This is a genomic window from Endozoicomonas atrinae (genome assembly GCF_001647025.1).
Classification (GTDB): domain Bacteria; phylum Pseudomonadota; class Gammaproteobacteria; order Pseudomonadales; family Endozoicomonadaceae; genus Endozoicomonas; species Endozoicomonas atrinae.
Genome location: NZ_LUKQ02000344.1, coordinates 1 through 4,487, shown reverse-complemented (window position 1 = coordinate 4,487; position 4,487 = coordinate 1). Strand labels below are relative to the sequence as shown.

The window sequence follows — 4,487 nt, the reverse complement described above, 5'->3', positions numbered from 1 at the left end:
GAGTCAGCTTAGTAAAATATTTAACTTTCTGGAACTATCAGACTTGCAGACCACCCCAAAAAGCTATACTTAACGACAGGTCATTTTGGACTGGTGTTTTGAGGACTTTTTACGCCGGTGATGACATGGGCATGCCGTTCATTTCACCCGACATATCGGTAATCTGATAAGAAGGGCCGTAGTAGGTGGCTACTGTCTTCAGTTCACCTTCCTCAGCAAGGCGCTCACTCTTACCAATCATGGTCTGTTCGGCGGCATGGCCTTCGAATACATTGGAGAACAGTTTGATAGGGGCACCATGAACCGGGCCAAAGTGGGCTTTGTCAGCGACATTGTCAACGAGCTCGCGGCAGTTTGTGCCGATATGCATCTCGGCAATCTCCCAGTCAGACCACTCTTCATCAAAGCAGGCCTCGATGCGGGGAATCGTCTGTTCTTCAATGGGAGGGTTACCTTCCGGATCATTCCAGACATACAGCAGGTTGTTCTCTTCGCAGGCTGGCCAGGACTTGATACGAGCCTTGGGCGGAATACGCTTGGCGTAAGGAATATCATCACAAACGCCTTCTGAGTTCCAGCGCCAGTCGTGGAATGGACAGCGAATGGAGTTGCCCTCAATACAGCCTTTGCTCAGATCAGCGCCCATATGTGGGCAGTAGGCATCCAGTATATGAACATTGCCATCTTCTCCCTGAAAGGCGACCAGCTTGGTACCAAATGCTTCAATCGTATGGGCTTTGCCATCCTTGTAGTTTTCCAGCTTTCCAAGGCAGTGCCAGCCACGGGCGTAACGGTCAGGTACCGGGTTCGTCTCAATCAGGTGCAACTTGCTCATATTATTGTTCTCCTCGCTGCATGCTCTTGCGATCTGCCACTTTCAAAACGATTTTCCCAAGCCTTTATAAGCATCGAACATCGTCAGGGCAGAAGGCTTGCAAAATCCTCATGTTGCGATTGTCTAGTGAGGAGTCGCTGGTCATCATCGTCTAAGTGGACGATTGCCTGATAACTCTATTGATCTGAGTCAATTTCTGGTTCCTATATGTTGTGATTGTCCATTTTTATTGGCGTAAAAGCATAAGCCTTTTCCATACGGGGTGTGGAAGAGGGGATTTTTTCAGCAGTAAACATGCAGAGAATACCGAGCTGGATTAGATGTTCATGATTTGGAGGGGCAATGAATACGTTTTTATCGTCCATAACGACGCTATCGACCACTTTGTGTTCATCACTTTCTGGTAATCGATCTTTTCCATTTATCAAGCATCGATAGTGACGTGTTCTTGCTTCTCCTTCCTCCACATAGAACACTTTTGCCACAATCCTGTACTTTTGAGTAATTTCTTCTGGAGGGTGCTCAGCATCAGGACTACATTTTCTAAAAGTTAACTGAAATTCCTCCGTGTCATCATGAGCTAATTTTTCTGCGATTTTTGCCCGGTCACATAATTCGTGAACCATTTTTGGCTGTATTGTTATCACTTCTGGAGCATCTTCCACTAATAGTACCTGTCTTTCCTGAAGGACATCCCAAAGTTGGTCACCCATTCCAGTTTCTTTTGCTCTGGATAGCGAGCTTGGGAAGTTGCGTATTGCATGTCTGAAATTATTCGGGTCCAGTGTTATTTTTTGGTGTACACCTTCAGAAATACTTTTTAATGAAAGCGCATCATCGAGAATCATTTGAATTGAGAAATTACCTCTTTCAGTTTGCTCGAGCGAAACTGGGACTGAATAAATCAAAGTATCAGGATTGACGGTATCTTTTATTGGTGAGAGTTCAGGGGTATTTGCCGGAGTTGTTCGTGGGTCATCGGTTATCCTTAATATATCTGGACCCCTCATAACCAGCCGTTCGGTTAATAACCGAAATGCACATTTATTCAGCTGTTCTCTTGGGAGAACTAATTTTAAAAGTGATGCTAAAAACTCTGCAGAATCCTGTTGAGGTAAGTATTTTAGTGGAAAAACAGGTAACCTATCTTCTTGGCCGGGTTCTTCAGTAGACTGCTTGTTTTCAGTTTTTTTGTCTTCTGCTTCCTTCTCTAGAAGTTGGGATGATATAAATTTTATATATCTTTCATGGAAACCTTCAAAGCCAACAAAAATATCATCGGAAGCACATGCTGTGCATAATGTTAAAAACAGTTTATAGGTGTTTTGCATTTCTGAGTATTGCTTTTTACGATACTGGCTTTCCATCGTTACCAGAGACTTTCTGGTAGCAGCCGTTAGAAGCACTGTTTTGCCATCTCTGTCTGATACTTTTTTGACTAATGTCAGACATTCTTCGGGAGAGAGACTGCTAAGCGGTATTGCCTTTTCTTCTGAAGTCAGGGATATAAACCCTTCATCCTGTTCAGTATCGACACCTTCTGGGGGACACTCAATAGCCTCTGGATGAGAAGAAGATGAAATTAAATGAATATATGAAGAAACCAGAATTTGCCAGGTCGAGAGTAAGCGCCAATTTAACCTGCGTATATTGCCATTTTATCCTTAAAATGCTTGTGTAAATGGTTGCTGGCTTATCCTTTGCCAATTGATAGCTCAACTCTCTATTGTAGAAGTTCTTCAAGCCAGTCAGGGTTGTTGCCCGGTTGTGAATCTGTCGCCAATAAATCAAAATCAGCTTCCAATATTTCATCAAGCCCAAGTGGGTCTCTTCTCATTTTCTCGCTGGCTTCATTCCATTCTTTCCGTGTGTCTGAATCCACTGCGTAGCTCATTTTGCTGATAGCAGTGCTTAATTCAATATAAGTCATTTGGCTTCGGTGGGGTTCCAGCAGTTCAAGTTCTGCGTTTCCCAATACCTTAAAACGATCCAGCGCTTCCATTGCCGCGTCAAAGGTAGATAGCGGCCCTTGAATGCTACTGTTGGAAACCTGATTCCCTTGAGTTGGCGTGCTTGCCAGAGGTCGTTGCTGAGGGGCGGCTGTTACTACTGGTGTTTTTGTTGCCTCAATCTGTACCAACTTTGCAGCCACTGCATTTTTAACGAGCTCAGGAACAACATCATCATTATCATTTCGGATAACCGGGCTGAGCGCCTTACATAAACTGGTGGCTAGCAGGCCCTTGCTGGCATAGTGTTCCAGAGATGACCACACCACAGGCTTTAATGGTTTGTTGTATTTGATGATATTGATAATCACAGAAGGTGGCAGCAGAACTGGTATTTTTTTAGGCTCAGCTTTCTCGGGCTCTTTGGTTCGTGCTTTCATTTGAGCTAATTTAGCCTCAAGCCTGATCGCACAGAGATCGCGCTTCTCCTGAGGCTTTTTATAGCATTGTTCCGTGAACTCGGTTGCCTTGAAAAAGGCGGTTAACTGTTGCAATGTCCAGTTCTTTATAACAAAGCCGGTATCTCTGAGGGTAAACTCTGGATTTTGGAGTACAACCGGTTCGCCATCGGCCGGTAAAACGGTTAGCCTTTGATTCTTGAATTGATATGCTGTTTGTTCAAGCTCAATTAACATGGCCGTGATAAAGCGCCACAGGCGTGTCTGACCCGACACTAAGTGATCACCATCGACAATCACCCCACTTTTATCATTAGTTGACACTCGGTTTGAAAAACAGAGATCCGGTATTTTCCCGTGTTCAGGTAGGTTATGGTTTGTCAGCAGCATTCCTTCCAACAACCGTTGCTGAGTCGCTAAAACCGGAACGGTTTTAGGTTTAGCCTGGTAGTCAAGACAGGCATCCAGGAATTGCTGCATTTTGTGTTGTCCAAGCACCCGATGTAACTCGCGCCACTGTGAGATGGAGGGCAAGGTTTTGAATAGCTCATCCATCTTATCCGCGTATTTTGAGCGGTTATCTTCTGATTGTTGCCAGAGAATCTCCAGCATTATGCGTTTCGACAGCGTGTACTCAAATCGCTCGCCAAGCTGTTGGCGGAGTGGTTTTAATGCATTCCATTGCGCCAGGGTTGGGGCAGGCTTAAGGTTTCTGCACAGCTCAAGGTATTCCTGCCACTCAGGTTCAGGGAGCTGCGTTAGTGCAAATTTCGTCAGAGTCAGTGGTGCAGGAATGGATAATGCCGCAGTGAGCGCCTCTTTATCGCGTGGATTTTTAGAATGCATTTCAATCCAGAGCCGGATGCCAGAACCTCCATGGATAGCCAATATCGGCAGCAAGGATTTCAGCGCAGTACAAACAGCCACTCTTTCATTTCGAGGACTCTTATGGGCAGCCAGATATTGTTGGAATTCGGCAATTTTCATGCGCCATTTTGCGGGCCCAGAGAAGAACAGAGCCAGTGCTTTCATTTGACTTGATTCTAAAAGATCATCATCTTCATCACTGTTGTCGTCTCCATGTTCAGTGGTACAACCATGCTGATTAAGACATTGGAGAAGTGTTTTCTCATTTTCGGTCAGTTTTTCTCCTGAGGGCAAACCAAAACTTGCAAATACTCGGCAAAAAAGTTTCAGAATATTTTTCTTTTCATCCGAGGGTAGCCATTGAACAAACGTTTCCAC

General features: G+C 44.8%; 3 protein-coding genes. All 3 read right to left on the bottom strand.

The window, feature by feature from the left end:
• Positions 1 to 109: 109 nt before the first annotated feature.
• Positions 110 to 835: a 3-ketosteroid-9-alpha-monooxygenase, oxygenase component gene (locus AK963_RS25755; RefSeq protein WP_238593852.1), complete on the bottom strand. Its 726-nt coding sequence runs from the start codon at positions 833 to 835 to the stop codon at positions 110 to 112.
• Between the two features lie 203 nt (positions 836 to 1,038).
• Positions 1,039 to 2,166 carry a hypothetical protein gene (locus tag AK963_RS25750; RefSeq protein WP_139117665.1) on the bottom strand — a complete coding sequence of 376 codons (1,128 nt, stop codon included), beginning with the start codon at positions 2,164 to 2,166 and terminating at the stop codon, positions 1,039 to 1,041.
• A 392-nt stretch (positions 2,167 to 2,558) separates the two neighbouring features.
• Positions 2,559 to 4,487 (bottom strand): hypothetical protein (locus tag AK963_RS33675; RefSeq protein WP_175404658.1); only part of this gene is annotated, 1,929 nt, incomplete at its 5' end.